Genomic DNA, 368 nt, shown 5'->3' on the forward strand with positions numbered 1-368 from the left:
GCAAGACCGGACGTGCCTACTTCGATGCCGTGGCTGCCGCCAGCAAGCAGATCGTGGCCGAGTGCGAGAAGGACGGCAGCGTGCGCTGCTCGGTGGCCAACATGTACTACGGCACCGACTTCTACCGCATCGCCCAGCTGGAACTGAGCGACGTGCGCCTGGTGTACGCACCGCCGCGTGCGATCGGCAACTACGGCGATGAGATCGACAACTTCATGTGGCCGCGCCACACCGGTGACTTCACCCTGCTGCGCGCCTACGTGGGCAAGGACGGCAAGCCGGCCCTCGGCGGCACCTGCCTGCGCGTGGGCTGCATCCCGTCCAAGGCGCTGCTGAATTCCTCGCGCCAGTACTGGAACATGGACCAC

1 protein-coding gene is annotated in these 368 nt (G+C 66.0%); it reads left to right on the plus strand.

Annotated features, from left to right (window positions below):
• On the plus strand, positions 1–368 hold a 368-nt coding region (locus tag EN850_RS34270), incomplete at both ends, for a S46 family peptidase (RefSeq protein WP_210238035.1).

This window comes from Mesorhizobium sp. M8A.F.Ca.ET.207.01.1.1 (assembly GCF_004794715.1).
Classification (GTDB): domain Bacteria; phylum Pseudomonadota; class Alphaproteobacteria; order Rhizobiales; family Rhizobiaceae; genus Mesorhizobium.